The 25,981-nt window shown below is 47.9% G+C and carries 25 protein-coding genes and 1 riboswitch; of the genes, 13 read left to right on the forward strand and 12 right to left on the reverse strand.

The window, feature by feature from the left end; genetic code table 11:
• Positions 1-34: 34 nt before the first annotated feature.
• From pstC to phoU, 4 genes are read left to right on the forward strand one after another with little or no spacing between them, the layout of a single operon-like run.
• Complete coding sequence (gene pstC, locus AC3WTJ_RS21305) at positions 35-973, forward strand: phosphate ABC transporter permease subunit PstC (protein WP_492523536.1); 939 nt, start codon at positions 35-37, stop codon at positions 971-973.
• Complete coding sequence (pstA, locus tag AC3WTJ_RS21310) at positions 970-1,827, forward strand: phosphate ABC transporter permease PstA (protein WP_492523537.1); 858 nt, start codon at positions 970-972, stop codon at positions 1,825-1,827. The genes pstC and pstA overlap by 4 nt, the downstream gene beginning before the upstream one ends.
• Positions 1,828-1,830: 3 nt before the next feature.
• Entirely contained in the window at positions 1,831-2,604 is a 774-nt protein-coding gene (gene pstB / locus AC3WTJ_RS21315; protein WP_157322830.1) for a phosphate ABC transporter ATP-binding protein PstB, read from the forward strand.
• Between the two features lie 24 nt (positions 2,605-2,628).
• On the forward strand, positions 2,629-3,288 hold the full coding sequence (gene phoU, locus AC3WTJ_RS21320; protein ID WP_492523538.1) for a phosphate signaling complex protein PhoU: 660 nt from the start codon (positions 2,629-2,631) through the stop codon (positions 3,286-3,288).
• 94 nt (positions 3,289-3,382) lie between these two features.
• Here phoU and AC3WTJ_RS21325 read toward each other — a convergent pair whose 3' ends face one another.
• Positions 3,383-4,951, reverse strand: a complete 1,569-nt coding sequence (locus AC3WTJ_RS21325; RefSeq protein WP_492523539.1) for a response regulator — start codon at positions 4,949-4,951, stop codon at positions 3,383-3,385.
• 192 nt (positions 4,952-5,143) lie between these two features.
• Here AC3WTJ_RS21325 and AC3WTJ_RS21330 point away from each other — a divergent pair, with 192 nt between their 5' ends.
• Positions 5,144-6,886, forward strand: a complete 1,743-nt coding sequence (locus tag AC3WTJ_RS21330; protein ID WP_492523540.1) for a GGDEF domain-containing protein — start codon at positions 5,144-5,146, stop codon at positions 6,884-6,886.
• Positions 6,887-6,892: 6 nt separating this feature from the next.
• On the opposite strand, the gene AC3WTJ_RS21335 is transcribed toward AC3WTJ_RS21330, so the two are convergent.
• The gene (locus AC3WTJ_RS21335; protein ID WP_492523541.1) at positions 6,893-7,642 is read right to left on the reverse strand and encodes an HAD family hydrolase; all 750 of its coding nucleotides are present in this window, start codon (positions 7,640-7,642) and stop codon (positions 6,893-6,895) included.
• Between the two features lie 133 nt (positions 7,643-7,775).
• On the opposite strand from AC3WTJ_RS21335, the gene polA reads away from it, so the two are divergent.
• From polA to AC3WTJ_RS21360, 5 genes are all read left to right on the forward strand, one after another.
• Positions 7,776-10,439, forward strand: a complete 2,664-nt coding sequence (gene polA / locus AC3WTJ_RS21340) for a DNA polymerase I (RefSeq protein WP_492523542.1) — start codon at positions 7,776-7,778, stop codon at positions 10,437-10,439.
• Between the two features lie 34 nt (positions 10,440-10,473).
• Positions 10,474-11,334 (forward strand): DNA-formamidopyrimidine glycosylase, encoded by an 861-nt coding sequence (gene mutM, locus AC3WTJ_RS21345; RefSeq protein ID WP_492523543.1) that lies wholly within the window; start codon positions 10,474-10,476, stop codon positions 11,332-11,334.
• Positions 11,335-11,439: 105 nt separating this feature from the next.
• Positions 11,440-12,159, forward strand: coding sequence for an MntP/YtaF family protein (locus tag AC3WTJ_RS21350; protein ID WP_127458078.1), 720 nt, complete (start codon positions 11,440-11,442; stop codon positions 12,157-12,159).
• Positions 12,160-12,190: 31 nt separating this feature from the next.
• The gene (gene coaE, locus AC3WTJ_RS21355) at positions 12,191-12,787 is read left to right on the forward strand and encodes a dephospho-CoA kinase (protein WP_492523544.1); all 597 of its coding nucleotides are present in this window, start codon (positions 12,191-12,193) and stop codon (positions 12,785-12,787) included.
• A complete protein-coding gene (locus AC3WTJ_RS21360; protein WP_492523545.1) occupies positions 12,784-13,362 on the forward strand; it encodes a lytic transglycosylase domain-containing protein in 579 nt (192 codons plus the stop codon). The genes coaE and AC3WTJ_RS21360 overlap by 4 nt, the downstream gene beginning before the upstream one ends.
• Before the next feature lie 99 nt (positions 13,363-13,461).
• Here AC3WTJ_RS21360 and AC3WTJ_RS21365 read toward each other — a convergent pair whose 3' ends face one another.
• Entirely contained in the window at positions 13,462-13,677 is a 216-nt protein-coding gene (locus AC3WTJ_RS21365) for an alpha/beta-type small acid-soluble spore protein (RefSeq protein WP_127458075.1), read from the reverse strand.
• A gap of 110 nt (positions 13,678-13,787) precedes the next feature.
• Between AC3WTJ_RS21365 and nrdR the strand changes: the two genes are divergently transcribed.
• Entirely contained in the window at positions 13,788-14,267 is a 480-nt protein-coding gene (gene nrdR / locus AC3WTJ_RS21370) for a transcriptional regulator NrdR (protein WP_127458074.1), read from the forward strand.
• A 54-nt stretch (positions 14,268-14,321) separates the two neighbouring features.
• Here the strand turns inward: nrdR and AC3WTJ_RS21375 are convergent, their stop codons facing one another.
• Together AC3WTJ_RS21375 and AC3WTJ_RS21380 are read right to left on the reverse strand one after the other, a co-directional pair.
• Positions 14,322-14,744 carry a DUF4183 domain-containing protein gene (locus tag AC3WTJ_RS21375; protein ID WP_492523546.1) on the reverse strand — a complete coding sequence of 141 codons (423 nt, stop codon included), beginning with the start codon at positions 14,742-14,744 and terminating at the stop codon, positions 14,322-14,324.
• 307 nt (positions 14,745-15,051) lie between these two features.
• Entirely contained in the window at positions 15,052-15,240 is a 189-nt protein-coding gene (locus AC3WTJ_RS21380) for a hypothetical protein (protein WP_127458072.1), read from the reverse strand.
• A 49-nt stretch (positions 15,241-15,289) separates the two neighbouring features.
• Positions 15,290-15,386, reverse strand: a riboswitch (cyclic di-GMP riboswitch).
• A 74-nt stretch (positions 15,387-15,460) separates the two neighbouring features.
• On the opposite strand from AC3WTJ_RS21380, the gene AC3WTJ_RS21385 reads away from it, so the two are divergent.
• Entirely contained in the window at positions 15,461-15,643 is a 183-nt protein-coding gene (locus AC3WTJ_RS21385; RefSeq protein WP_407871386.1) for a hypothetical protein, read from the forward strand.
• A 53-nt stretch (positions 15,644-15,696) separates the two neighbouring features.
• Here AC3WTJ_RS21385 and htpG read toward each other — a convergent pair whose 3' ends face one another.
• From htpG to AC3WTJ_RS21410, 5 genes are all read right to left on the reverse strand, one after another.
• Entirely contained in the window at positions 15,697-17,574 is a 1,878-nt protein-coding gene (gene htpG / locus AC3WTJ_RS21390; RefSeq protein WP_492523547.1) for a molecular chaperone HtpG, read from the reverse strand.
• A 190-nt stretch (positions 17,575-17,764) separates the two neighbouring features.
• On the reverse strand, positions 17,765-18,970 hold the full coding sequence (locus AC3WTJ_RS21395) for an MFS transporter (protein ID WP_492523548.1): 1,206 nt from the start codon (positions 18,968-18,970) through the stop codon (positions 17,765-17,767).
• On the reverse strand, positions 18,967-19,416 hold the full coding sequence (locus AC3WTJ_RS21400; protein WP_492523549.1) for a MarR family winged helix-turn-helix transcriptional regulator: 450 nt from the start codon (positions 19,414-19,416) through the stop codon (positions 18,967-18,969). Before AC3WTJ_RS21400 ends, AC3WTJ_RS21395 begins: the two co-directional genes overlap by 4 nt.
• Before the next feature lie 363 nt (positions 19,417-19,779).
• On the reverse strand, positions 19,780-20,439 hold the full coding sequence (locus AC3WTJ_RS21405; protein WP_492523550.1) for an NAD-dependent epimerase/dehydratase family protein: 660 nt from the start codon (positions 20,437-20,439) through the stop codon (positions 19,780-19,782).
• Between the two features lie 48 nt (positions 20,440-20,487).
• On the reverse strand, positions 20,488-21,267 hold the full coding sequence (locus AC3WTJ_RS21410; RefSeq protein WP_492523551.1) for a helix-turn-helix domain-containing protein: 780 nt from the start codon (positions 21,265-21,267) through the stop codon (positions 20,488-20,490).
• A 199-nt stretch (positions 21,268-21,466) separates the two neighbouring features.
• Here AC3WTJ_RS21410 and AC3WTJ_RS21415 point away from each other — a divergent pair, with 199 nt between their 5' ends.
• Positions 21,467-23,719, forward strand: coding sequence for an FAD-dependent oxidoreductase (locus tag AC3WTJ_RS21415; protein ID WP_492523552.1), 2,253 nt, complete (start codon positions 21,467-21,469; stop codon positions 23,717-23,719).
• A gap of 362 nt (positions 23,720-24,081) precedes the next feature.
• On the opposite strand, the gene AC3WTJ_RS21420 is transcribed toward AC3WTJ_RS21415, so the two are convergent.
• The gene (locus tag AC3WTJ_RS21420; RefSeq protein WP_492523553.1) at positions 24,082-24,969 is read right to left on the reverse strand and encodes a carbohydrate ABC transporter permease; all 888 of its coding nucleotides are present in this window, start codon (positions 24,967-24,969) and stop codon (positions 24,082-24,084) included.
• Positions 24,970-24,987: 18 nt separating this feature from the next.
• Positions 24,988-25,890 carry a carbohydrate ABC transporter permease gene (locus tag AC3WTJ_RS21425; RefSeq protein WP_492523554.1) on the reverse strand — a complete coding sequence of 301 codons (903 nt, stop codon included), beginning with the start codon at positions 25,888-25,890 and terminating at the stop codon, positions 24,988-24,990.
• Positions 25,891-25,981 lie beyond the last annotated feature (91 nt).

Here is a 25,981-nt window from a genome sequence, read left to right on the forward strand (position 1 = left end):
GGCATGTGGTATTAAATAAAGGGGGATTAACCCAGTGAATTCCGTAGCAGACAAACTATCAAATGCGAGTTCAGAGAGCAAAAGCCGTCCAATTGTTTCCAAGTGGACCCGTGGACAACATAGACAAGACAGCGTCATGCGTTGGGTGTTTGTCCTTAGTGCTGCTCTTGTATCGGCGATTATTTTTTCCATCATCATTTTCGTGGGAATGCAAGGGATCAAGACTTTTCAAGGTGTAAGTCCTTTGGAGTTTTTCTTCTCGACGGATTGGACACCAGGCTCGAACAAATTCGGTGCTTTTCCTTTTTTATACAGCACTTTGATTATGACGCTTGTTTCCGTAGTCTTCTCAGTACCGCTGGCTTTGTCCGGCGCATTATTCATGGCGAAAATCGCTCCGAAGTGGATGCGGGAAATTATGCGCCCGGCAACTGATTTATTCGTAGGGATTCCTTCTGTTGTCTACGGTTTGATCGGGATGACCGTCATTGTTCCTGCTTTAGGAAAATTAACCGGCGATGTGGCTTACGGCATTCTGCCTGCTTCTATCATCTTAGCAATTATGATTCTACCAACCATTCTCTCCATCTCTGAGGACGCGATCCGAGCGCTTCCGAGCCGTCTGGAGGAAGCATCTCTTGCGCTTGGAGCAACACGCTGGCAAACGATGTGGCGCGTGCTGCTGCCAGCAGCTAGACCGGGTATTTTAACGGCAATTATTCTTGGAATGGGCCGTGCGATCGGTGAAACCATGGCTGTATTTATGGTTATTGGTAACTCGCCTCAAATGCCTAAATCGTTGCTGGATTCTACAACCGTATTAACAACAGCTATCGTAAAAGACATGGGGAATACAAATTACGGATCAACATGGAACAACGCGTTGTACATGATGGCGCTGCTTTTACTTGTGATCTCCTTATCCTTAATCATCATCATTCGTATTGTTGCAAAAAGGAGTGAAGTGAAATGACAAGTAAATCAACGGACCGGATTGCGACGGTATATTTTTGGGCATCAGGCATTCTTATCATAGGGATTTTGGCTTGGTTCCTCATTCGGATTTTGGGGGATGGCATTCCTCATCTGTCCTGGCATTTCATCTTCGGAAAGCCGGAAGAAATTAAGGCTGGCGGGGGCGTTGGGCCTCAATTGTTCAACTCTTTCTATGTCTTGATCCTATCTCTCCTGATCTCCATTCCAATCGGATTGTTCTCAGGCATTTACTTAGCGATTTATGCACAAAAAAATTGGTTTACGGATCTTGTCCGTATTTCCGTCGAGGCTTTGTCTTCTGTACCTTCCATCGTTTTTGGTTTGTTTGGATTCTTGCTTTTCGCCAATTTGCTAGGGCTGAAGTTTTCCATTCTCGGCGGCGCGGCGACGGTAGCCCTGTTGAATCTGCCTGTTATGGTCAGGGTTACGGAAGAATCGATCCGCACCGTTCCGGAGTCCTATTGGGAAGCAAGCTTGGCGCTGGGTTCAACCAAGTGGCAGGCTATCCGCAAAGTACTTATTCCAGCAGCTCTGCCTAGTTTGATCACAGGCATCACGCTGATTGCAGGCCGTGCATTAGGTGAATCCGCCATTCTTATTTACACAGCCGGGTTATCGGTTTCCCGTTTCTTCCCGGATTTCAACCCGCTGAACATGGGTGAGACGTTATCCGTTCATCTATGGTATGTAGGTGCTGAAGCGCTTGTGCCGGATGCGAAAGACATTGCCAAAGGTAGTGCCGCGTTGCTTCTGATCGTTGTACTTATCTTTAACCTGTTGGTCAGCATACCAAGCCGAATCTTACAAAAAAGACTTTCCGGGGGGAAATAAACAATGTCGACTTCAACCATGACGAAAACAAAGATTAAAGCAGATAAATTGAACTTATTCTACGGAGAAAATCACGCGCTACACGATATTGACCTAACGATTGAAAAAGGAAGTATTGCCGCATTGATTGGACCTTCAGGTTGTGGGAAATCAACATTCCTGCGTACTTTGAACCGCATGAATGACTTGATTGACAGTGTTCGTATTACGGGAAATGTTGCAGTAGACGGCCATAACATTTATGGTTCTGATTCAGATGTCGTTTCTTTGCGGAAACGTGTAGGCATGGTGTTCCAGCGCCCGAATCCGTTCCCGATGAGTATTTATGACAATATTGCTTATGGCCCGCGCATTCATGGCATCAAGAAAAAAGCCTTGCTTGATGAAATCGTTGAACGCAGTCTCGTACAAGCCGCATTATGGGATGAAGTTAAGGACCGTTTGAACAAATCCGCACTTGGATTGTCTGGCGGACAGCAGCAGCGCTTATGCATCGCTCGTTTGCTTGCCGTAGAGCCGGATGTTCTGTTGATGGATGAGCCTACGTCTGCCTTAGACCCAATTTCAACGTTGAAGGTTGAAGAACTTACACAAACCCTGAAAGACAAATATACAATCATTATCGTAACTCATAACATGCAGCAAGCTGCTAGGATTTCCGATATGACCTCCTTTTTCTTGAACGGGTATTTAGTCGAAACTGACAAAACCGATAAAATCTTTACAAATCCGAACGATCAACGTACCGAAGATTACATCACGGGAAGATTCGGCTAACAACTACTGGAAGGGGCAACGTACATGGATGCAAGACCCGGGTTTCATCAATCATTAACTTTGCTGCAAAAAGAATTGCTTGAGATGGGGGAAAGCGTTAAGGAATTGATTCTTGCTTCCGTTAATTCGCTGGCAACGCTCAATGAAAAAGCCGCGCAGCAAGTAATTAACAATGACGATCAAATCGATGATTATTTAACAAGGATTGATGAACTGTCGCTGCGTCTCATTGCTTTGCAGCAGCCTATGGCAAGTGATTTGCGCATTATCGGCACAGCGCTCAAAATTGCGATTGATTTGGAGCGTATTGCCGATCATGCCGTAGACATCGCCAAAATTACAATCCGCTTCGCCGGAGAGGAGCTTGTGAAACCTCTCGAGACGATTCCGCAAATGGCGAATATCGCTATCGAGATGCTGCAGGAAAGCCTTCTGTCCTATACGGAGCGCGATGTGCATCGTGCTGCGGCACTGGCTGAGAAGGATGATCGTGTTGATAAAATGTATAGCACGGTTATGACAGAGTTGATGGGAATGATGAATTCTGACTACAACCGCAATCGCCAGCTGACGCATTTGCTGCTGGTTGCCCACTTCCTGGAGCGGGTAGCGGATCACACGACCAATATTGGTGAAGGCGTCATTTATATGGTGACCGGGAAGCGTAAAGATTTGAACGTGTAATAAGGACAAAAAAGACCGTAGAACGAAGCGGATTCCGCTTGGTTTACGGTCTTTTTTTGATCCCATGTGCCACGAAGGAATTCGTTGCCGCGGCTCATTCAGGAATTGGGAAGCGAATAAGAAAGGTTGTCCCCTCCGAGCTGGATTGGACCTCAATCGATGCACGATGCCTGGCAGCGATGCTGTAGCAAATGGCTAAACCAAGACCTGTGCCTTCATCCTTCGTGGTGAAGAAAGGGCGTCCAAGCTTCTCCAGATGCTTCTCATCAATGCCTGTCCCCTCGTCCGAAATGAGCAAGACAACATAGCCGTTTTCTTCGAAAGTTTGGATCGTAAGCGTTCCGCCAATCGTCATGGCTTCAAGCCCGTTCATGCACATATTGAGAATAAGCTGCCGCATCTCTTTATCATCAAGGTGAATAACCGGGCAATCGACAAATTGGAACTGAACATGCTTGCCTGACATGACAGCTTCAGCTTGGATGAGTGGAAGGAGCATTTCAATGATCCGGTTGATTTGATCCGGCTGTTGATGGGACTGTTTGTTTTTGGCTAACGACAAATATTCGGTAATAATTTCGTTGGCGCGATCCAGCTCCTCGAGCATAATCGGGATATATTCTTTTTGCATATTGCGATCGTTTTCACGAAACAATTGCAAAAAGCCGCGGATCGTTGTCATCGGATTGCGAATTTCATGGGCGATGCCAGCCGCCATTTCCCCAACCAGATTCAGCTGAGCAAGTCGAGCCATTTCCGTCTCAAAGCGCAAGCTTTCCGTAATGTCGACGGCCACCTGAAGCAAGCAGCTCTCATTTTCAATATCGATGATCTCCGTAGAGAGAAGTGCCGTTCGAGTCTCCTTGGATTTGGTTTCATACTTTACTTTGCAATTATGAATCACTTCATCGTAGCTGATAGATTCCCCGGAATCCGATCGTAATAAATCCATATTGGTGCCGATGATTTCGTCGCCATACCCCGTATATTGCTTCCAGCTTTCATTTATTTCGATATAAGTAAGATCCGGCAGACGGCGAATGGCCATCAAAGAAGGGGAGAGCATGAACATTTTCTGAAAATGGTCCTGAGACTTCAGCAGCTTCTCATGGGCATCTACTAGTTCCGTAGTCCGTTCTTCGACCCATTGTTCCAGAAGTGAATTCTGCTGCTTCAGTTTCTCCTCAGCTTCCGCCAGTTTACGGTTCGTCTCTTCGAGATCAAGCGTCCGTTTGTGCAGCAGCTCGCTTTGAAATTTGATTTTCTGATGTCCCAAATGCATATTGACGAAAGCATCGACTTTCATGCGCAGCATTTCGGGATGAACAGGCTTGAACAAGTAATCAATGGAGCCCACATGATATCCTTTTAGAACATGCTCAATGGATGTGCTGAGGGCGGTTAAGAAGATGATCGGAATATCCTGACAGGCTTTGCGCTGTTTGATCAGCTCAACCGTTTCAAAGCCGCTGAGTCCAGGCATTTGAACATCCATGAGAATGACAGCAATATGATCGGCGGGTTCCTTTAATAAATATCGAAGAACTTCCTCACCCGATTGCAGCGAAATCACGTCATAGTGGGAAGAGGCCAGAATGCTATTGAGAGCCAGCAAGTTCTCGTAGCGGTCATCTACCGCCAAGATTTTGACTTGTTGTTCCATTTCAAATCCTTTCCGTGCTTGTACAAGCCTTTGTACGCACCTAGCAATCGTCCTTCTATTTTTTCGTGGCAAAAAGGCAATTCCCTCTTTTTTATTTGAACTCTTTACACACATTTTACATATTGATAATAAAGCCTGCCATTTGGTTTGATAGACTGATAATAAACTTAAATGACGCAAGGGATGATGGACATGGGTATTCAGTCAGAAGAGCTCCTCCAATTTTACGATATCATTGAAAAAGGTTCCATTTATTCAGTCTATCAGCCTATTGTTTCTATGCAAGATGGTCTAGTAATGGGGTACGAAGCACTAATTCGTGGTCCCAAAGATAGTAACTTTCACTCGCCGCTAACCATGTTTCAATTCGCAGAGCAGCACGGTGAGTTGTACAAGCTGGAACAGTTGGCACGGGAGAAAGCGATTCAAGGTTCAATTCTGGAGCATCCGCAGCAATTGCTTTTTATTAATATTTCTTCTCATGTGTTGTATGATCCTGGGTTCGTTCCGGGGAAAACGCTGGAAATTTTACAGAAATACGGGCTTCGTCCAAACAACGTTGTTTTTGAAATAACAGAAAGAACCTCGATTGAAGATTTCTCCTTAGCTCAAAAAATATTGGCGCATTACCGCAAACAAGGTTATCGGATTGCAATCGATGATGCCGGAGCCGGATATTCGTCCATGCAAGCTATCGCTGAGCTTCAACCGGATTTTATCAAGATCGACCGGTCGCTCATCCAGGATATTCATATCAATAAAGTCAAAGAGTACATATTGGAAACATTCGTTACTTTTGCGCAAAAAATGAACATCTCGTTGATCGCTGAGGGTATTGAACATGTCGATGAACTGACCAAATTGGCGAGGCTTGGGGTGCACTATGCCCAAGGTTTTTTGCTGGGCAGACCACAGGCGGATCCTGCAACGATTCAAGACAGCTTGAAGATGTTGATTTGGCAGCAGCGCAAAGTACAAGGAGGACATATGACCTGGGCCATTGGCGATCTCAAAACACCGGTGAAAGTGTTCGATAAGAAAGCGCCTATTTCGGAAGTGGCGGACTATTTCAAAAAAAACCAGGAATCAGTGGGAGCTGTCATCGTTAGTGAAGAAGAACCGGTTGGCCTTATGATGAGAGATCGCTTGTTCCAGCAGTTGGCGGGACAATATGCGTTCTCTTTGTTTTGGAACCGGACGATTGACAATATTATGGACGACTCGCCGCTCATTGTGGACGAGTTTATTTCCGTCGAGCAGGTGTCCCAGATGGCGACTTCGCGGTCGATTCATCATTTATATGACCTCGTCATCATTACAAGCAACGGAAAAATGGCGGGTATTGCTTCGATCAGAGCCATTCTGGAGAGTATCACCAATGTTCGGATGGAGTCCGCCCGAGTGGCGAATCCGTTAACGGGCCTGCCGGGGAATTTGCAAATTAATAGGGAATTGAATAAACGGATTCATGAAAGTAAGCCATTCCATGTTGTCTATGCGGATCTGGATTATTTCAAATGGTTCAATGACAGGTTCGGTTTTCAAAAAGGGGATCAACTGATTCAATATACCGCTGATGTTATGCAGCAGGCGATTTCGGTTTGCGGGACCCCTCTTGATTTCGTGGGGCATGTGGGAGGCGATGATTTTATCGCGATTTCTTCTACGGATGAGCCAGAGCTTCTGTGCCAGGAAATGATTCGCAGGTTCGAAATGGGCGTGCAGATGTTCTATGAAGATGAGGAATGGGAGTATGTATGGGACCGTAGCGGCAATAAGGTCAAAAGCGAGGGAGTCACACTGTCGCTGTCGTTAGTCGTTTGCATCTGTGAATCTCCCATTTCACTTGAACATATTTCACAAACCGCGGCTGTTCTTAAGAAGAAAGCCAAGGCCTATCCAGGCAGCATTTATTATTTCCAAAATATAGGGTGAACACGTTTAGAAGGTGTAGATCAACTGTTTAAATGAACGGATGATAACGACCTTCTGTTTGCCGATTCGCCGTTCGGAAATTTTCTTCATATTCCCGGGATGGATCCAGATAGCGTCCAGACCGCTGGACGCGGCTCCTACCACGTCATTGCGCCACGAGTTGCCAACCATCACACTTTGGCTTGAAGCCGCGTTCATGGTCTTCAGAGCCCTCTCAAATATAGCCGGGTGCGGTTTACGCGGACCGTCCTTCTCCGAGCTAAATAAGCGATCCTCGGTAATCCACCGGGTCAACTTCAATTTATCCAAATTGCTCTGCAATCTTCTGCGGTTTCCGTTGCTGATAATGGCTAGCTTATAATTATGGGATAACGCCTCAAGCGTGTCCTCTACGCCGGGAAAAAGCGCAACGAAATGATCTTCTTGCTCCTCGACCTGTTCGAAAAAAGCTCGGGTAAACGCCGTGCTCACATTTACTGGCAGAGGATGCAGCGCCTTGCGCAAACAAATGTGCCGCAGCTCATCCGGCGATAGGGGGCTGCGCACCGGTGCTTTGCGGTGCCGGCTCCATTCCATTTTATAACTCTGAAGAACGTCTTGGGCTGTGAAGAGAGTTTCGTCCGGCTCCCACCTCGCCGTGTAGTCATTCATGACCTCAAGGAATGCAGAGTCAAAGCATTGTCTGCGATCCAGAATCGTATTGTTCATATCGAAAAATATAACCTTTTTACGTGTTGGTGAGAAAAAAGGGCTCATTCGGAGAACCTCCTTTTGAAGACGGGAACATCGATTAATGGATTCCTTACATGTTTATGTGCGCTAGCGTTTTTTTATTTTAATTTCGTATGCTATGATGAAGGAAGTATGTCTAAAAACGGGGTGTGAACTTATGGATAAGCTTATTATTATTGATGGAAATTCGATTGCAAACAGAGCTTTCTATGCTTTACCGCTTCTCAGCAATTCTAGCGGATTGCACACGAATGCCGTTTATGGTTTTACAACCATGCTGCTCAAATTAATAGAAGAAGAAAAGCCGACGCATTTTCTTGTTGCTTTTGATGCCGGGAAGATTACGTTTCGACATAAAGAATATACGGAATACAAGGGCGGACGGGCCAAAACGCCGTCAGAGCTTTCCGAACAATTTCCGCTGATCAAAGAACTGCTGAAAGCGTTCAAAATTCCGCAGTTTGAGTTATCCGGCTATGAAGCTGACGACATCATCGGCACGCTGACCAAAGCGGCAGACGCCAAAGGTGAGAAAGTGCTTCTTGTCTCCGGAGATAAGGATATGCTGCAGCTCGCTTCCGATCACGTCACAGTTGCGATAACGCGCAAAGGAATCACAGAAGTTGAGCTATATAACCCGGCTGAGATCAAAGAGAAGTACGGTCTTACACCTGCGCAGATTATTGATCTAAAGGGACTCATGGGCGATACGTCAGATAACATCCCCGGCATTCCGGGAGTTGGAGAGAAAACGGCGCTCAAGATGCTTCATGAATTCGGCACGGTTGAAGAAGTGCTTGCGAATACAGCCAGCCTGAAGGGCAAGATGAAAGAAAAGGTCGAGGAGCACGCGAAAGACGCGATCATGAGTAAAGAACTCGCGACGATCTTCCGTGAAGTGCCGATGGAAACCGAGTGGGATACGTTCCGTTACGATGGATTTGATGGACAAGCCTTGGCTGGCATGTTCCGTAAGCTCGAATTTAAATCCTTGCTGGAGAAAATGGATTTCGGCGTTGTGGACTTGGAAGCGGAAGGACAAGTTGTTGAAAGCATGGAAGCGGTTGTCGTTACGGAAGCCAATGTGGGTGAGTTAGTTGGCAAATTAAGCGACAGCGGAGTGATCCATGTGGAAGCTGTCGGTGAAAATCCACATCAAGCCGCAGGTGTCGGCGTAGTTTGGTTTACGCATGATGAGGACGTGAATACGTCCTATTACGTGCCATTCCAGCTGCTCAAAGGAGAAGCTGGCGAGCCGCTGCGCGCATGGCTGGCGGATGATTCGAAGAAGAAGCAGCTCTTCGATCTGCATCGCTCGATTCTCGCCCTGGCTTGGCAGGGCATCGCGCTCAAAGGCGTGGAGTTCGACGTCTTGCTCGCCGCTTACCTGCTCGACCCAACGGAGTCGAATCTGACGTTGAGCGGCTTATCGGCGAAATACAGCCTGCCGGGTCTGAAGGCAGACGAAGACGTGTTCGGCAAAGGCGCGAAATTCCGCCTGCCGGAGCTAACGGCGCTTAGCGACCACTTGGGACGCAAAGCAATGGCAACCGCGCGCCTGGTGCCGGTGCTGGCGGAAGAGCTGGAGAAGGGCGAGATGCATCAGCTCTTCTATGAACTGGAGCAGCCGCTGGCCAGCGTGCTGGCAGAGATGGAGCTGCGCGGCATCGCCGTAGATGCCGAAGGGCTTAAAGCGCTCGGCGTGGAGCTCGTCAATAAACTGGACACAATTATGTCCAGCATTTACAAGCTCGCCGGCGTCGAGTTCAACATCAACTCGCCGAAGCAGCTTGGCGAGATTCTGTTCGAGAAGCTGGGGCTGCCAGCTTGGAAGAAGACCAAAACCGGCTACTCGACCGATGCCGAGGTGCTGGAGCGCCTCGCGCCCTACAACGAAGTGGTCGGGCAGATCTTGAACTACCGTCAGCTGGCGAAGCTGCAATCGACGTACGTCGAAGGGCTGCTGAAAGAGGTGCGGCCGGAGACCGGTAAGGTGCACACCTATTACCGGCAGACCATTGCCGCCACAGGACGGCTCAGCAGCCAGTTCCCCAACCTCCAGAACATTCCGATTCGTCTGGAGGAGGGCCGGAAGATCCGCAAAGTGTTCGTGCCATCCGAGCCCGGATGGTACATTCTCGCTGCGGATTACTCGCAGATCGAGCTGCGCGTGCTGGCGCACATCTCGCAGGATGAGAAGCTGAAGGAAGCATTCCTTCAGAATATGGACATCCACACGAAGACGGCGATGGACGTCTTCGGGGTGGAAGAGAGCGCTGTCGATGCGAATATGCGCCGTCAGGCCAAAGCCGTTAACTTCGGGATCGTTTACGGGATCAGCGACTATGGCTTGTCTCAGAACTTGGACATTACTCGCCGGGATGCAGCACAGTTCATTGAACAATACTTTGCTGTCTTCCAAGGCGTACGCAAATATATGGACGATATCGTGAAGGATGCGCGCAGAGACGGCTACGTGACGACGCTGCTGCAGCGCCGCCGGTATTTGCCGGAGATTACGCACTCGAACTTCAACCTCCGCTCCTTTGCGGAGCGTACCGCGATGAACACGCCGATTCAAGGTACGGCGGCAGACATCATTAAGCTTGCTATGGTGCAGATGGATGCCCGCTTGAAGAAAGAGGGCTTGAAGAGCCGCATGCTGCTTCAAGTACACGATGAGCTCGTCTTCGAGGTCCCGGAAGAGGAACTCGAGACGATGCGCCGCCTGGTGCCGGAAGTCATGGCAGGGGCATTGAAACTGGACGTGCCGCTAAGTGCGGACGTTGATTATGGCCTTACTTGGTATGACGCCAAGTAAGGAAGCTGAACAAATTCAAAAGAGGTGAACATCCGTGCCTGAACTACCCGAAGTCGAGACGGTCAAGCGCACACTGAACAATCTGATCACCGGTAAAACGATCGAGCAGGTTCAGGTCAGACTGCCCCGCATTATACAGAAACCTGATGATATTCAGATGTTTGAAGTGCTGCTGCAAGGGCAGCAGATCGAAACGATTGAGCGCAGAGGCAAGTTTTTACGATTTGTTTTAACGGATTACGTCATGGTCTCACATCTGCGGATGGAAGGCCGCTATGGCCTGTACAGCTCGGAAGATCCGCTGGAGTCTCATACGCATGTGCTATTTCGGTTTACCGACGGCAGCGAGCTGCGGTACAAGGATGTGAGACAATTCGGCACGATGCATTTGTTCCCGAGAGGGGAAGAGCTTACACAGCCGCCGCTGCATAAACTTGGTTTGGAGCCGCTGGATGAGGCCTTCACATTGGAAGCTTTCCGGAACCGGATCGCCCACAAAAAGACGAAGATAAAGCCGCTGCTCCTGAATCAAGAATATATTGTCGGCATCGGTAATATTTATGTAGACGAGTCCCTTTTCCTTGCCGGTATCCATCCGGAACGCGAGGCGTCGTCGCTCAGCAAGAAGGAGCTCATGCTGCTGCATGAGGCGATTATTCGTACGTTGAGCGATTCCGTTGAGGTGGGGGGATCTTCCATCAAATCGTATGTCAACGGCCAAGGTGAAATCGGCTTATTCCAGCATCAGCTGAACATTTATGGCAGACAGTCGCAAAGCTGCAAAACATGCGGCAGCGAAATCTACAAAACCGTGGTGGGCGGTCGCGGAACGCACATTTGTCCAACCTGTCAACCGTTAAAGCGAAAGAGAATCATAAAGAAGTCTGAGAAATAGGCACGTGAAGCGCGCCCTTCCCATATGATATGGAGTACTTAGCCCAGATGATGTGCTGCTATCCAGCTTATTGTCGTCAGTGGTAAAACTCTTAGGAGGGGTATTATGCTTCCGGTGCTTTCTTTACTGGTTCTGGCTTTCGCAGTTTCATTGGACGGTTTCGGCGTTGGCGTCATGTACGGATTACGCAAAATTCGAATCCCATTTCTGTCTATTGGTATTATATCCCTTTGGTCTGGTATCATTATTTATAGTTCGATGCAAATTGGTGTCCTGATGTCTTCTTTTATGTCTCCCGAGTTTGCCAAACGGATCGGTGCACTCATTCTGATCGGGATTGGCATTTGGGCGCTTTACCAACAGAGACAACAGAAATCGCAGGATCTCCAAGAGACAGCCAAGTCATCTGACGACCAGATATCTCTGAGCAGTATTCCCCCTTCCGGCAATGAGCCTGCCACACTCGATACGCTGCAAAGGACGAAGGAAATCCTGAATATTGAACTCAAGCGTTTTGGTTTGGTTATTCAAATTTTGCGTACACCCTCCATCGCTGATGTGGATAAATCGGGTAATATTTCAGCTTCCGAGGCTACTTTGCTAGGGCTAGCCCTTTCATTGGACGCATTTGGAGCGGGGATTGGCGCTGCATTAATTGGTTTTGTTCCTTTGTTAACGGCATCCGTTATTTCTATTTCGAGCGGTTCGTTTATTGCACTAGGCTTGCGCATTGGCTTTCGTTATGCGGAAATGACATGGATGAAGAAGTTATCGATTCTTCCGGGATGTGTACTTATTCTTATGGGTTTATTGAAAATGCTGTAGTAACAGGAATACATTTAGGAGAGATTTGCCTATGAATATCGGGTTAACAGGAGGAATCGCTTGCGGCAAAAGCACAGTTAGCGCCATGCTGGTTAGCCGCGGCGCTCTATTAGTAGATGCAGATCAAATCGCGCGCGATGTTGTCCAGCCCGGCAGCCCTGTTCTCGAACAGGTTGCTGCGCATTTTGGACAAGCGGTCATTCAGGAAGACGGCTCACTGCACCGTAAAAAGCTGGGTGAGATCGTTTTTGGTAATACGGATGCCCGTAAACAACTAGAACACATCTTGCATCCGCCGATCCGCAAGATGATCAGAGAACAGATGGAAGCGTATGAGAAGCAATTTCCTGACAAACTGGTTGTCGTCGATATTCCTTTATTGTTTGAATCGAATCTATCTTTTATGTTCGAAGAGGTTCTGGTTGTGTATGTGCCTCCTTACATTCAGGTGGAACGTTTAATGCGAAGGGACAACTTAACGGAAAGCGCGGCCAACAACCGAATCAACGCGCAAATGTCGATAGAAGAAAAACGCAAATTAGCGGATATCGTGATCGACAACAGCGGAACCTGGGAAGACACCTTTGTTGAGGTCGAACGGTTTTGGCTAGGGAAGGGGCTTTCATGAAGTTCTTGCGCAAAAAACGAGTGTTTGCCCTTTTACTCGTTTGTTTCGTTCTAGTCCTCTTTATGAACAGCGATTTTATAGGAAGAAAGTTGTATCCCATTTATTTTGAGCAGGAAATCAAGCAAAGTGCGGCGAAGCACAATATAGACCCTTTTCTCATTGCGGCCATCATCAGGGTGGAGACGAACTATAAGCATCATTTGGAATCAAGAAAAGGTGCTTTGGGGCTTATGCAGTTGATGCCAGACACGGCAGATTGGATTGTGGAGTCCACCAATTTGGGACCACATACCCAGGAAGATTTGTTAAAAGCGGATGTGAACATTAATCTCGGTTCTTGGTATTTAAGCTGGCTGAACAAGCATTACAATGGAAATTTAATTTATGCGATTGCAGCTTATAATGCCGGACAAGGGAATGTGAATAAATGGAAGCAAACGAACGTATGGGACGGCTCACAGGAACGCATTGACCAAATTCCATTCGGCGAAACGCGTCATTATGTTCAACGAGTTATTTATTATTATGAGAAATACACTAAGCTTTACTCCGAACAATGGAAGAGTGAGCAATGATGTCTCTACATAACAAAGAAGCATTGGACTAGCTCCTTTGTGGGGGCTTAAAGTCCAATGCTTCCCGTTTGCAGATTCAGCGGCTACTTCTACTCAAGATTACTTGAATTGACCAGCCAAAGATTGTTCTGCGATTTGCACCAGGCGACGAGTAATGTGACCACCGATGGCACCAGTGTCACGAGTAGCCATGTTACCGTAGTATCCATCTTGTGGGATAGAGATACCAAGTTCTTGGGCTACTTCGTATTTCAACTGATCCAACGCTGCGTTAGCTTGAGGAACAACTAGTGTGTTGCTGTTTCCTGCGCTCATGTCTGTTCACCTCCTTGTCGGTTGGTACTAGTATTGTGCGCACTTCTTCATTGTTCATGACATGTAACATATGGTAATCCATCAGATAGAAGAGAAAGGAGAGATAGCGAATGAAGTGTCCGTTCTGTGATTATTCCGGTACGAAAGTGCTTGACTCACGTTCAGCTAATGAAAACAAATCGATCCGCCGTCGCCGGGAATGTGAGAAATGCGCCCGAAGATTCACCACCTTTGAGATGGTGGAAGAAACTCCGCTTATTGTGATTAAAAAAGATGGCAGCAGGGAAGAATTTAGTCGTGAGAAAATTTTAAGAGGCTTAATACGCGCTTGTGAGAAACGTCCGGTGTCCATGGAGAGACTCGAGATGCTCGTATCCGAAGTTGAGATGCAGCTTCGCACGACGGCTCATGCGGAAGTAGACAGTTTAGGCATTGGCGAAATCGTCATGGAGCAATTGTACCCAGTCGATGAAGTGGCTTACATTCGCTTCGCCTCCGTTTACCGGCAATTCAAGGACATTAACATGTTCCTCAAAGAGTTAACGCAAATATTGGGAAAGCATGATCCCGGCCTGCTCCGGGACAAATAAAGAAAGCCGATTCTGATTCGTTCGATTGAACGTCTTCAGATCGGCTTTTATTTGTTAATTAGAATGAATAACGGTAGTGACTACTAAATTATTTGTCGTTGAAGTAGAAGACGAGATAGCTGTAAAGGAGAGCGTCTCTAAGACGACCGTAACGCCAATCGTAAGGGCATTGTTAATAGCCAGACTGGCCGTTGTTAGCGTCGTAAGCCCTCCAGCGATGAGAGTGCCATTCACGAATACATTGTAGTATCCATTGCTGCCTGGAACGGTAAGACCGTTAGCAGGCAAAGTCGTGCCGGAGTCATCCTTGAAGCTGGTGGAGGGAATGGTGGTTACGCCCGAGAGAATGTTACCTATGACGACAGTGGCTGTGAAGCGTTTGACCAGCGGCGTAATGGTCGTGGTGGTCGTTGTAGTAATGGTCCCCGAAACCGTGCTGGTTGCAGTCAAATGCAAGGTAATCAAACCTGAACTCATCGTCATTCTCCCTTTCTATCCATAATCCAAGGACTAATCTAGTAATCTAGTATAGTATATGTCGTATATTTGGAAATTCCTGGATGATTGCATATAGAAAGAGCATGTACAAAAAAATGTTTCAATCCACTAAACTTTAAACCTTAAATGTGACAAAAAATAAGAAAAAGACAGCGGGATTCCCGTTGTCTTTTTGCTATATTTATTCTTAAAAAGCTATCATGACGCGATTTCCTTCGATTTTAAAAAAAATAATTCTATAGACACCAACCGACTGCATTTTTGTGGGCATTCGTGCATAATTCTGTTATTGGGTACGTTTGTCCAGTTCACTCCTAAGAAATTGAATAAATCGAATTGATTCCTCGGGGGTAAGCAGGTTGTTATTAAACTTAAAGGAGAACATGTTCAAAATATCACTTTCCGGTAGATGCAGGTTAGCAATCAAGTTTTCCACATCCAAGCTCATGTTCCCATTCAACACAATCTTCTCCATCCTTATCAGCTCCTCCTAGTCATTTCTACATTAATCGGACGGAGGCGGTCTTGGCAGCTGGCTGACATTTTGGACATGTAAATCAAGCCAAATTAGTCCCTATAGCTTTGCGTCACCACTTTTCAGTGGTTTTGCCTTTGTCGTGCCGATTAATGCTTGTAAGAAAACTATATCACATTATTTCCAATTATTACATCTATTCGAAGGATGGTTGAAGCATATGTCCGTCAAATCCAATCAAATTCCAGGCTTTTCTTATGAATTAGATATTGTGAAGGTAGCCAATTCGTTAGGAATTGACCAAGATCGATTACTGGCTTATGTATATTCGAATATGGAGGCCAATAATCGGAGTGAAGATAGAGCCGCGCAGCCGATGATTAGGCTGGATGAGCATTCCTGATGGCAAGAAAGAGCACTGCAGCCATAGCGGCGGCAGTGCTCTTGATCATGGATTTACACCATGATTTTACAAATATCGTTCGTGAACTCAACCGGATCTTGAAGCGGCAAGCCTTCGATGAGGAGAGCTTGGTTGTACAAGAGGGCTGTGTAAAGGTTCAGCTTCTCTTTATCTTTTTCAAAAGCGTCCTTCAACGAGCCGAATACTTCATGGTTCCTGTTGATTTCAAGCACTTTTTCGGCTTTCACATTCGGATTGTTCGGCATGGCATTCAAGATTTTTTCCATCTCGATGGTCACATCACCGTCTGTAGACAGGCAAACCGGATGTTTTTTAAGTCGTTTGGAGGCCTTGACGTTCGTAACTTTACCGGACAATAAGCTGGTCATGTATTCGAAAAGCTCTTTGTTATCGTTTGTTTCCGCTTCGGTTTCGGATTTATCATCCGCTTCAATGCCGAGATCGCCGCTGGAAACCGATTTGAATTCTTTTTCCTTGTAAGTCATGATCATTTTGATTGCGAATTCGTCGATATCGTCGGTGAAATACAAGATTTCATAGCCTTTATCCGTAACAAGCTCCGTTTGTGGAAGCTTATCGATGCGCTCCATGGATTCGCCGGATGCATAGTAAATGTATTTCTGATCTTCTGGCATTCTCGCGATGTACTCGTCCAGTGTAACGAGCTTTTTCTCCTTGGAGGAGTGGAACATCAACAGGTCCTGCAGAACGTCTTTATGGGTGCCGTAGTCGCTGTAGACGCCGAATTTGAGCTGACGGCCAAACGCTTTGTAGAAGGTTTCGTATTTCTCTCTCTCATCCTTCAGCATGGATTGAAGTTGGCCTTTGATTTTGCTCTGAATGTTTTTGGCAATTAGCTTTAATTGGCGATCATGCTGCAGCATCTCTCTGGAAATGTTCAGAGACAAGCTTTCGGAATCGACCATCCCTTTCACGAAGCTGAAATAGTCAGGCAGCAGGTCCGCGCATTTGTTCATGATCAAAACGCCGTTGGCGTATAGCTCCAAACCTTTTTCATATTCCTTGGAATAGTAGTCGAAAGGCATGCTTTCCGGAACGAAAAGGATCGCTTGGTAGACAACAGCCCCGTCCGCGCTAACATGAATATGCTTAAGCGGCTTATCGAAGCCGTAATGCTTCTCATGATAGAACTTCTCATAATCCTCAGGCGTTAGTTCGCTTTTGTTTTTTCTCCAGATAGGCACCATGCTGTTAAGCTGCTGCTCTTCTTGATAATCTTCGAATTCATTGTCCGTGCCTTCTTTGGGTCTTTTGCCGGCAACGTCCATTTTGATCGGATAACGAATGAAGTCGGAATATTTTTTGATGATCGCTTTCAGGCGGTACTCGTCCAAATATTCGTCATAGTTGTCATCTTCGGTATTCGCTTTGATTTGCAGTACGATTTCTGTACCAACGGAATCTTTATCGGCTGTTTCGATGGTATACCCATCAGCGCCAGTGGACTCCCATTTGTAAGCTGTGTCGCTGCCAAGCGCTTTACTTGTCACCGTAACAACATCCGCTACCATGAACGCGGAATAGAAGCCTACGCCGAATTGGCCGATGATATTATGGCCGTCTTTGGCTTCGTTTTCTTTTTTGAACGCAAGAGAACCGCTTTTCGCAATGATCCCTAAATTGTTCTCCAAATCTTCTTTCGTCATCCCGATACCCGTATCTCGGATCGTTAACGTTCTGTTCGTTTTGTCTGCAATGACTTTAATAAAGTAACTGTCTTTGTCAAATACCAATGAGTCGTCTGTGAGCGCTTTGTAGTAAATTTTATCAATGGCATCGCTGGAATTGGAGATGAGCTCTCTCAAGAAGATTTCTCTTTGCGTGTAAATGGAGTTAATCATCATTTCTAATAGTCTTTTGGACTCAGCCTGAAACTGTTTCTTTTCCACGGATAAATCTCCTTTCGATATGTAACAATAGTTCAATATTAGCACTCTCTCTACTTGAGTGCTACACATACTTTTTATATCATTCCGTTAATTCAATGTCAATTGCTATTCCCTGTTAAATTCCTGTGAAAATGATAAAAACGCCGTCCCTCTCTACCACTCAGAAGTGTTAGTGAGAAACGGCGTTTGTTTATTTCATAGAAGCCGCTGTGCCGGACTTCAGGGCGACACTCGATTTCCGGTGATGCAGGCCGTAATACAACAGTGACGAACATGCAACAACGATGCCTGCGACGAAGTACATCGTATGATAGTCGGTTTTGGATGCGACGAGGCCAAGCACGTACGAGCCGATGCCATAGCCGGTATCGAAGAGCAAGAAATACGTGCCGGTGGCAAGTCCTCTGCGGTGAGCGGGCGCAGCTTGAATCGCGATGGTCTGAAAGCTCGGAAGCATGGCGCCGAAGCCAAGTCCCAGCAGTCCGCCGGCCACTAAAAAGGGCACGGGGGAAGATGTCAGGCTGAGGCCAATCATCCCCAGCGTGAACAAAACAACGCCTGGGTAAACCAAGCCGTTAGGTCCTGAACGATCGAACCATTTGCCGGTAAACGGCCTGGAAATGACAATCATCAAAGCGAAGACCATGAAGAAGTAGCTGGCGTATTTCTCCAATCCGTTCGCTTTGGCATAAACGGACAGAAACGTTGTGATGGCGCCATAGGAGAAAGCGAGCACGCTGCCTGTCAGGGAAATCGGGATTGCCCGCGGCTCGATGAATTTTCTCCAGCCCTTTTCCGGCTTCACGGATGCCTGCACAACGCGCTGCGGAATGCGGAGGGACAACCCGAATAGAAGGGATAGAACGGCGAACACGATACAGACGCCAAACAGCAGCGCATTATTGTTAGATTGCATAATGGTTAAACCTAGAAACGGTCCGACAACCATGGCCAAGCTCATGAAAAGGCTGAAATAGCCGATGCCTTCACCCTTGCGGCGATCCGGCACAAGATCAATGGCTACAGCACCCGCGGCTGTGGTAGCCATCCCAAAGCCGATGCCGTGCAAGAACCGTACGCCTAGCAAGACACCGTATTGGTGGATAAAAGGATACATCGCGGTGCAGATCATAAACAAGGCAAGGGCGAAGGAGATGATCTTCTTCCGATTCCACTCATCCATCCACTTGCCGGTTAACGGACGTAAAATAACGGTTGAGATAATAAAGATTGTCATCACCAGGCCAATTTGCTGCTGCCCGGCATGCAACGTATCGGTGACAAAGATAGGCAAAGTTACGGCTAGAATATAAAACGTCATGAATAAAAAAAAGCTGCTGAGACATACAGCAACAAAATCGCGATTCCACAATTTCTGATCGGTCTCGGTACTCACTGTGATTCCTCCACTTCCTTAATGCGTGCATTGGCTTCTCGGGTGATTTGAATGAGCAGCGACTTGAGCAGGGAAGCCTGTTCCTCCGTAAAGCCGCTAAGCAGTGAAGCGATGACCTTCTGCTCAATCGGGGTGAGAATGTCATTCATCGCTCTGCCCTGATCGGTAATGAACGTCAGAAAGGAACGGCGATCCGCTTCATTAGCGCGGCGTTCAATCATTCCTTTGCGCTCCAATTGGTCGAGGATTCGGGTAATATTCGTTTGATCCTTCTCCGCTCGAATTGCGAGCAGTTTCTGGGTAATACCGTCTTCGCACGCCAGACGATGAAGCACGACCCACTGTTCCGTCGTCATATCGTAGGGCTGAAATTGAGAGCCCAAAAGCTGTGTCATTCGACGCCCGGCATGATTCAGAATAAACCCCAAGGAATGATCCATCTGCATAACACAAACCTCCTCTCGAAAATTAGTTGCTATAGCAATTATATTCTTAGCATATATATTCGTCAATCATTTTGAGATGTTTTGTATAAGATAACGGAGATCGGACATACTAATTTTCGACGGTGATTCAGAGAGGTGTTGTGTCGCATACAATGTAGACGAAATACCAGGGAAGTTGTTGTTGAATCTACCGTAAAGCGAGGAGATGTGCCGCAGGCCATTAATGTAGCTAAAAACTGCAGGAATGTGATGAGGTAGTTACCGAGCGAAGTAGGTTTCAAGGCAAAAGTACCATCAATTTGTCACCGTCGAAAAGGACTCCGCGAGGAGTCCTTTTTCTGATCCTTGTTCATGCGTTATGAGTTAGAAACGATTCAAATCACTGCTCTCAATAATCGGCTTGGGATAACCGTTAATAGCGGCTTCAATCATGGCGCGGCCAACCTTTTCCGAGGTCGTGACCGAATTCGGGAACCATTTTTCCAGCAGCGGGTAAAAAGGTTTCATGATCGTATATACAGCCTGATAGAGCTTCGTCTTGGATCTGACGCCGTGCAGGGGCAGGATGCCCCCAGGTCTGAACATGTACGCCGCTTTAAAAGGCAGCTTGAGCAGGTCATTTTCTGTTTTCCCTTTGACCCGCGCCCACATGCTGCGCCCACGCTCAGAGCTATCCGTGCCGGCTCCGGTCACATAGGTGAACGTCATGGCGGGGTTCAGCCTCACTAACGTTTGTGCCACACTCATCGTTATATCGTACGTTATCGCTGTATATTTCTCTTCGCTCAAGCCCGCAGAAGACACGCCCAGGCAGAAGAAGCAAGCATCAAACCCGGAAAGCTCTCCCTCCAAGGCTGATAAATCCAGTAAATTCGCATGCACGAACTCGCTGAGTTTCGAGTGCTGCTGGCCAGTCGCATTTCGCCCGATTGTTACTACTCTCTTGATCCGAGGATCCAGGAGACATTCGCGCAGCACAGATTGCCCTACCATGCCGGTTGCTCCGAATAGAAGAACGTTCAATAAGATCACACCTCTCTCTTTACTTCCATTGTTTCCGTTTAAAAGAATTCATAGCCGATGCAGCTTTCGGTAATGTGAAGGGGTAATACGCATGCGCTTCTTAAACACGCGGCTCAAGTAGAATTCATTCTCGAACCCGCATAGTCCCGCAATTTGCTGCAGCGTCAGGTCGCTATCGAGCAAAAGTTTCTGTACCTTCTGCAATCGCAAAGAAGTGAGGTAATCCAGCGGCGCCATGCCGGTCGTTCTTTTGAATCTCCGCGTGAACTGCACCTGTGTCAGCCCCAGCTCCATGGCGAGCCGTTTCAAATTGAACGAGGATGCTGCATGCTCCAGCATGTAATCAATGGCTTTCTGCACAATGAAATCCTCACCCGAATGTGTACGCGAGTCTGACTGCCACTCGTCCACAACCTGCATCCAGACATCCGTCACAAAGTGATGGCGTAATGCAGTGGAGGCATCTGTATGAAGCTCCATCCACTTTCGCAAATACGTATAAGTAGATGTCAGCCGATGAAGATCCTGGACGGTTACTTTGCCGGCAGGGATGTTGTCCTCCGTAACCAAAGCCCCGTTCTCTTCATGGACCCATCGCAGTAAAAAAACGTGAAAAGACGAGGGATGGACCATTTCTCTCTGAAAAGCAACACCAGGCGGACAAAACACGAGATCACCGAAAGAAGCAGTGCCTTCGTGCGGACCGATGTTATAAGTGAAACTGCCATCTTCCACGCCAAATACCACCCAGAAGTCGTTGATGTCCACATGAACTTGAAAGGCGGCTTTCTCCTTCCAGTAGACATGGCTGATCACTTCTGGTTTCATGCTTGTTATCTCGCGTATGCGCACGATTCGTCCCTCGCTTCTGCCAATTTGTCCCACATGATTAGCATATACGAAACCTTAGAAGCAAGATAGACAGGGATGAAATTTTGTATATGTTTTTGTTGTTTGCGTGCATGGAGTAAAGCGTTTACTATGCATTAAAATGAGGATATAAGCGAGCGTTGAGGGGGAAAAGTGAATGAAAGAGGAACTCGTAAAAACGGATATCTCCGTCATTGGCGGCGGGTTATCTGGTGTGTGTGCTGCCATTGCTGCGGCAAGGCTTGGGCAAACGGTAGCGCTCGTCCAAAATCGGCCTGTATTAGGCGGAAATTCCTCCAGCGAGGTGCGTGTTTGGGTCTGCGGTGCGACAGGGCACGGAGTCAACCGCTATGCGCGGGAAACAGGCATTATGGGGGAGCTGTTCGTCCACAACCAATTTCAGAATATGGACGGCAATCCGTATTTATGGGATTTGACGGTGCTCGAAGCGGTGTGCGCCGAGAGTCGTATTCAGCTTTTTCTCAACACGGACGTTCATGAGGTGGAAGCTGATGGTGATGAGGATCATCGGATGATCCGCAGCGTTACGGGCTGGATGATGGGTTCTGAGCGAAAAATTCGTTTCGAAAGCGAAGTGTTCCTGGATTGCACAGGGGATGGGCTGATCGGGTTTCTTGCTGGCGCGAAGTATCGGATTGGACGCGAAGCGAGAGCGGAGCATGGCGAGGATTGGGCGCCGGAGGCGGCGGACGGGATTACGCTCGGCAGCACAATTTTATTTTACACGAAAGATGCAGGCCATCCTGTCCAATTCCATCCTCCGAGCTTTGCCCAAGATATTGCGAAGACATCGATACCGATCAAAAGAGTTATACGCAGCGGAGATTCAGGCTGTCATTATTGGTGGATCGAGTGGGGCGGCGAGCTGGACACTGTGCATGAAAATGAAAAGATTCGTGATGAGCTATGGTCGGTTATCTACGGAATTTGGGACTATATTAAGAACTCCGGCAACTTCGAAGCGCAGCAGATGACGCTTGAGTGGGTCGGTGCTTTGCCCGGAAAAAGGGAGTACCGGCGATTCCTCGGCGATTATGTACTGACCCAAAACGACATTATGGCGCAGACGCCTTTTGAGGACCGCATCGCCTTCGGCGGGTGGTCGATTGATTTGCATCCTCCGCAGGGGATGTACGCTGCGGAAAGCGGCTCTAAACACTTGCATGCCGATGGCGTCTATCATATCCCGTTTCGTTCGCTGTACTCGGTGAATGTCAGCAACCTGTTGATGGCGGGACGCAATATCAGCGCTTCGCATGTTGCTTTCGGGACGACGCGGGTCATGGCCACGTGCGCCGTCCTTGGAGAGGCGGCAGGGACGGGGGCGGCCCTGTGCGTGCAAAAGCAAGCGATGCCGCGCGAACTGCATCAGAAGCATCTGAAGGAACTGCAGCAGGTATTGCTGCGTCAGGATGCTTCGATCATCGGCTTGCGCAGCGAAGATGAAGCGGATTTGGCCCGCCGGGCCCAGGTAACGGCGTCGAGTACGTTACGCCAGGTGGGCGTGGAGCGGACTGTGGAGCCCAGACGCTTGCATACGGACGTGGCTGTGCTATTCCCAGTAGCTCCGGCGCTGCGGGGCTTTGAGCTTCTGGCGGATGTCTCGGAGGCTACGACGATGACTGTAGAGCTGTGGGATACGGGGCGCGCTGAGAACTACGTGCCGAAGAGCTTGATTGCGGCGGCATCAGCACGTGTTGCGGCCGGTGAGCGGCAGTGGGTGGCTTTTGATCTGCGCTGGCAGCCGGAGGTGGAGCAGAACGCGTTCGTCATTGTCAAAGCGAACGAGCATGTTACGGTTTACCATGCGGATGAGCCGGTAACAGGGACGATCGCATTCGTTAAGGGCGCGAAGCCGATTGTTGATCCGAAGTTGGAGGATCATCAGCCGGAGCAGCCGGTTGTGCTGTGGAGCATGAAGGGCGGCTTGGACCGCAAGCCGATCTGTTTCCGAGCACCGGAAGCGACAAGCGCTTTTTCGGCGGAGCGTGTGACGGACGGCTATCTGCGTCCTTACGGCGGGCCGCATCTGTGGATGTCGGAGAGGGTGGCAGCAGGCAGGGAAGAGTGGCTTGAGCTGGCATGGGAGGCGCCGAAGGAGATTAAGCGGGTGCAAGTGACTTTCAATGACAATGTGAATCAGGATTTGATCAATTTGCATGCGTTCAGGACGTCCTTTGATGTCATGCCGGAATTGGTGAAAGACTACCGGATTGAGGCTTGCGTGGACGGGACGTGGGTCGTTCTGCTGCGTGAGACGAACAATCGGAGGAGGACGCGGAGACATGAGTTGGCAAGCAACGTTTCAACTGCGCGATTGCGGTTGATCGTCGAGTCGACGAACGGGAGTCCGAGTGCGGAAGTGGTGGAAGTTCGTGTGTATGGGTAAATAGCGCGGAGTCGCCTGATAGCGCGATTGAATTGGCACCTCCGTTGGACGTAATCCAATGGAAGTGTGGTTTTGGCTGCTGAAACAGCAATCTCATTGGATGAAATCCAAGACAGAGATAGAATTGAAGGCAGTAATGGGGGCTTTACGCGGAGTTCGTTGGATTTCGTCCAACGAGAGGTAGTTTTAGCCTGCTAATAAAGCCAGTTCATTGGAAATCATCCAATGAGGACAAAAGCCCCCCTTGTTTGGCCACACCCATCCAAGTAGCTTCTGGATAGAATGGCCTATGGGGAGCCCTTCTGGCAGTTGCCTTCCCGCCCGTTGCCTTCCAGCTCGTCGCCTCACCGAAAGGCTGCCTGCTAACCCTTCAACCCTGAGCTGGCGAAGCCTTCAACGAACCATTTCTGACAGACGATGACGACGATGAGAAGCGGCAGCAAAGCGGATACCGAAGCGGCCATAGTAAGGACATAATTGGTCCCGAACTCTTCGACGTAGCTGGTTAACCCCAGCGGAATGGTAAACAGATGTTTGTCTCTGAGGTAAATAAGCGGACCTTCATATTCATTCCAGTGTGAAGTGAAGGAGAGAATGAGCAGCGTGACGATGGCAGGTTTGATCAGCGGCAATGAAATTTGCCAGAAGGTGCGCCAGTACCCGGCTCCGTCTACACGTGCTGCCTCGAGCAGTTCATTGGGAAGCGTGCTGAAGAACTGCCTCATCAAAAATGTGCCAAATACCGTAAACAAACCCGGCAAAATAAGTGAATAATGCGTGTTGATCAGTTTCATCGAATCGAACAGGATAAAGCGCGGAAGGAGGAGTACTTGGCTTGGAATCATCATCGTTGATAGATAGAGCAGGAACAAGAAGTTGCGGCCTTTGAAGCGGATTTTGGCGAAGGCATAGCCGGCCATTGCACTCGTGAGTAAGTTGCCTGCAACCGTAATTCCGGTAATTTTAATAGAGTTCAAATAAAACAGGTAAAAAGGGTTAGGACCCGTCCACACTTGCTTGTAATTTTCAAAATGCCATGTCTTTGGAATCCAATCAATCGGATACTTGAAAACTTCGCCATTGATTTTAAAAGAGGTAGAGATCATCCAAATATAGGGCAGTATCATGATTAGCGCGAAGGCTGCCAATACGATGGTAATGATGGCTTTGATAACCCAAGGCAGCTGCTTGTTTTTAGCGCGCGTTTTTTGTTGGGGGGATTGCACCGGATAGGTAGTTTCCATTTCCATGATGGTTCTCCTTTCTTGCTAGAAGTGATCCTGCCAACGCTTTTGGCTTTGCCACTGGATGAGCGTAATGATGAAGATAATGGTGAACAGGACCCACGAGACCGCAGCGGCATACCCCATTTTATAGAAACGGAAAGCAAGCAGATAAATGTGATAAGACAGCACCATCGTTGAGTCGATCGGACCTCCTTGCGTCATAACGGCGACTGGACCGAATACTTGGAAGGACCAAATGATGAGTGTAATGGCAATGAGAAAGGTTGTCGGTGTTAGCATGGGAACAGTGATTTGGAAAAACTGCCGCATCCTTGAGGCGCCGTCAATCTCAGCTGCTTCATATAAATCTTTAGAAATGCCTTGCAGGCCAGCCAAATAAATAACCATGGCATAACCGATTGTGACCCATACGGACATGATAATAATGGCAAAAAGCGCGGATTTGGGACTGGATAGCCAACCTGGCGGATGTTCGATGCCGATCGATAACAGGAACTGGTTGATGGGTCCGTTCGTTGCGCGATACATGATGCTCCAAATGACGGAGACGGCAACCAGGGAGGAGACGTAAGGTAAAAAAATCAGCAGCCGCAACGTATTTTTAAAAAACACATATTTGTTTAAAATCACGGCCATGAACAAGCCGATTACGATGGAAGCGGGTACGCTGACCAAGGTAAACACGGTATTATTTTGCAGCGATTTAAGAAATTTCGGATCACTTGGCAGCGCTTTGAAATTATCGAAGCCAACCCATGTGATGCCGGCGAATCCTTTGAGGTACTCCCAGTCAACGAAGACCAGATAAAGACTGAATAGAATGGGCAATAAAATAAAGGCGAGATACCCGGTAAGATTAGGTAAAATGAACAGGTAACCGGCGAGATTTTCCCTGAAATTCGCGGTTTGCCAGAATGGTCTCATGGCGAGTCATCCTTTCGTTTCATGTGTTAAGCTTCCTTTATGAAAAAGCTATCCCCAGGTCACTGAATGACTTGTGGGGACAGCTTCCTTG

Source organism: Paenibacillus sp. FW101-FHT12H11 (assembly GCF_058790355.1).

What these genes read in the sequence shown, in the direction of transcription:
- AC3WTJ_RS21375 (WP_492523546.1), bottom strand. Translation starts at nt 14,744, where the DNA reads ATGAGTTCAGGTTTGATTACCTTGCATTTGACTGCAACCAGCACGGTT.
- AC3WTJ_RS21330 (WP_492523540.1), top strand. Translation starts at nt 5,144, where the DNA reads ATGGGTATTCAGTCAGAAGAGCTCCTCCAATTTTACGATATCATTGAA.
- AC3WTJ_RS21380 (WP_127458072.1), bottom strand. Translation starts at nt 15,240, where the DNA reads ATGGAGAAGATTGTGTTGAATGGGAACATGAGCTTGGATGTGGAAAAC.
- polA (WP_492523542.1), top strand. Translation starts at nt 7,776, where the DNA reads ATGGATAAGCTTATTATTATTGATGGAAATTCGATTGCAAACAGAGCT.
- AC3WTJ_RS21420 (WP_492523553.1), bottom strand. Translation starts at nt 24,969, where the DNA reads ATGGAAATGGAAACTACCTATCCGGTGCAATCCCCCCAACAAAAAACG.
- pstA (WP_492523537.1), top strand. Translation starts at nt 970, where the DNA reads ATGACAAGTAAATCAACGGACCGGATTGCGACGGTATATTTTTGGGCA.
- pstB (WP_157322830.1), top strand. Translation starts at nt 1,831, where the DNA reads ATGTCGACTTCAACCATGACGAAAACAAAGATTAAAGCAGATAAATTG.
- AC3WTJ_RS21410 (WP_492523551.1), bottom strand. Translation starts at nt 21,267, where the DNA reads ATGAAACCAGAAGTGATCAGCCATGTCTACTGGAAGGAGAAAGCCGCC.
- phoU (WP_492523538.1), top strand. Translation starts at nt 2,629, where the DNA reads ATGGATGCAAGACCCGGGTTTCATCAATCATTAACTTTGCTGCAAAAA.
- AC3WTJ_RS21350 (WP_127458078.1), top strand. Translation starts at nt 11,440, where the DNA reads ATGCTTCCGGTGCTTTCTTTACTGGTTCTGGCTTTCGCAGTTTCATTG.
- AC3WTJ_RS21385 (WP_407871386.1), top strand. Translation starts at nt 15,461, where the DNA reads ATGTCCGTCAAATCCAATCAAATTCCAGGCTTTTCTTATGAATTAGAT.
- AC3WTJ_RS21425 (WP_492523554.1), bottom strand. Translation starts at nt 25,890, where the DNA reads ATGAGACCATTCTGGCAAACCGCGAATTTCAGGGAAAATCTCGCCGGT.
- AC3WTJ_RS21335 (WP_492523541.1), bottom strand. Translation starts at nt 7,642, where the DNA reads ATGAGCCCTTTTTTCTCACCAACACGTAAAAAGGTTATATTTTTCGAT.
- AC3WTJ_RS21360 (WP_492523545.1), top strand. Translation starts at nt 12,784, where the DNA reads ATGAAGTTCTTGCGCAAAAAACGAGTGTTTGCCCTTTTACTCGTTTGT.
- AC3WTJ_RS21325 (WP_492523539.1), bottom strand. Translation starts at nt 4,951, where the DNA reads ATGGAACAACAAGTCAAAATCTTGGCGGTAGATGACCGCTACGAGAAC.
- nrdR (WP_127458074.1), top strand. Translation starts at nt 13,788, where the DNA reads ATGAAGTGTCCGTTCTGTGATTATTCCGGTACGAAAGTGCTTGACTCA.
- coaE (WP_492523544.1), top strand. Translation starts at nt 12,191, where the DNA reads ATGAATATCGGGTTAACAGGAGGAATCGCTTGCGGCAAAAGCACAGTT.
- AC3WTJ_RS21400 (WP_492523549.1), bottom strand. Translation starts at nt 19,416, where the DNA reads ATGCAGATGGATCATTCCTTGGGGTTTATTCTGAATCATGCCGGGCGT.
- AC3WTJ_RS21415 (WP_492523552.1), top strand. Translation starts at nt 21,467, where the DNA reads ATGAAAGAGGAACTCGTAAAAACGGATATCTCCGTCATTGGCGGCGGG.
- AC3WTJ_RS21365 (WP_127458075.1), bottom strand. Translation starts at nt 13,677, where the DNA reads ATGAGCGCAGGAAACAGCAACACACTAGTTGTTCCTCAAGCTAACGCA.